This is a genomic window from Pseudomonas sp. R37(2017), from assembly GCF_002113375.1.
Classification (GTDB): Bacteria; Pseudomonadota; Gammaproteobacteria; order Pseudomonadales; family Pseudomonadaceae; genus Aquipseudomonas.
In genome coordinates this window covers 1-1,368 of sequence record NZ_NEHO01000045.1, presented here as the reverse complement: position 1 = coordinate 1,368, position 1,368 = coordinate 1, and the positions used below count along the sequence as shown (strand labels likewise).

At 56.9% G+C, this 1,368-nt stretch carries 1 protein-coding gene; it reads left to right on the top strand.

Annotated elements, in window-relative coordinates; translation table 11 throughout:
- Positions 1-80 precede the first annotated feature (80 nt).
- Positions 81-1,106, top strand: coding sequence for an IS110 family transposase (locus tag CAG47_RS27590; protein ID WP_085729444.1), 1,026 nt, complete (start codon positions 81-83; stop codon positions 1,104-1,106).
- Positions 1,107-1,368 lie beyond the last annotated feature (262 nt).

Below are 1,368 nucleotides of genomic sequence, written 5' to 3'. Positions count from 1 at the left end.
CTAATGAAATGGCTACCCCCGCCGCACCCCCTGTGATCGCTCACTAAGCTTTCACAGGGGGCTAATCGGAGATCATTGCCATGAACAACGTTGCTATCGCCGCCATCGACCTGGGAAAACGCTCCTTTCACCTGCATGCTCAGGATGAGCATGGTCATGAGCTCTACCGCAAAAAGTTTAATCGCACAGGGCTCACTCGGCACTTGGCCAACCTCAATCCGTGCACGGTGGTGATGGAGGCCTGTGGAGGAGCTCATTTCATGGCGCAACACGTTGCCACGCTGGGGCATTCAGCCAAGCTTATTGCTCCACATCTGGTACGCCCTTACGTCAAAAGCAACAAGAACGACTTTGCCGATGCCGAAGCGATCTGCGAGGCAGCCACCCGTCCCACGATGCGCTTTGTGCCGCCCAAGACCCAAGATCAACAAGCGCTGGCCATGCTCAACTCGACACGCGATGCGTTCGTCAAAGACCGAACAGCGACCGTCAATCGCATTCACGCAGCGCTACTGGAGGTCGGAGTCAGTCTGGCCCCCGGGTTTAAATCGATCAACGAGCTTGAGACGTGGCTGGAGGAGGCCTCGTTTTCCGACGCCATCAAAAGAATCCTCAGGTGCCTGCATGAGCACTTCAAGTACCTGAACGAACAGGTGAAGTCGCTGGACAAGCGCGTAGAAAGCCAGGCCGCTGAAGATGATCTGGCTTGTCGTCTGATGACAATGCCATGCGTCGGCCCGATCACCTCCAGCGTCCTGGCCGCGGAGTTGGGTGATGGAAGGCAGTTCAAGTGTGGACGAGGCTATTCGGCCTCGATCGGGTTGGTACCCAAACAACATTCCACCGGCAACAAGACCGTGTTGCTGGGCATCAGCAAGCGCGGAGATCGAAACCAAAGGCGCCTGCTGATCCAATGTGCCCGTGTCTACCTGATGCAGCTGGACCGTCAGAAAGGCTGGCTGGCCAACTGGGTCAGACAGTTGCTGACCCATCATCACTCCAACCATGTGGTCTGCGCGCTGGCCAACAAACTGGCACGGATCGCGTGGGCGATTGCGGCACACCACACTGAATTCGATGCAGGGCCAACCGCGATGAACGCCTGACCCTGCTGCCACCCGAGCACCACCCACCTGGTTTTGCGATGCTGGATAACAGATGACGTGAACGGCAAACCGGCCTGACGACAACCCTGGGCTCCTACACGGCGCAAAGGCCGTTCCACTAATTAGGGTCGTTGGGCATCGATTCTCATCGAGGCGCGGGGCAACACCCCCACTCAGACGCCGGATAGATGAAAGCAAGCCAAACACAACATCAAAAACAGTATTGCAGAAAAGGGGGTAACCATAGATGTAGGAGCGAGCA